Annotated in this window: 1 protein-coding gene; it reads right to left on the reverse strand. The window is 35.8% G+C overall.

What is annotated here, in order from left to right; translation table 11 throughout:
• A partial coding sequence (locus ACIR131C_RS26735; RefSeq protein ID WP_423752199.1) for a Uma2 family endonuclease occupies positions 1-274 on the reverse strand: 274 nt, incomplete at both ends.

A 274-nucleotide genomic window follows, 5' to 3' on the forward strand; every position in this document is an offset into this window, starting at 1 on the left:
TAGGACAAATAGGTGCAAATTTTTTCTGTTGTTTTGGTCTAAGTTGATTCCATCTTTCTAATTTTATCCAAGCAGCATCAGGAGAACGTTTTGCACCTGTGGAAAGTGTAAATCCTGTACTGGAAGAAAAACCAATTCCTGTACCATCTTTTTCTGACCAAATTCCTAACTGTACAGCAATATTAAACTCTCGATTTCCCGTTTCTGAACTTGCTGGTGACATAATTGATATTTCTCCAAATTGATTTCTCTCAATGCGTAAATCACGGTTTAA

The organism is Dolichospermum circinale AWQC131C (assembly GCF_000426905.1).
Lineage (GTDB): Bacteria > Cyanobacteriota > Cyanobacteriia > Cyanobacteriales > Nostocaceae > Dolichospermum > Dolichospermum circinale.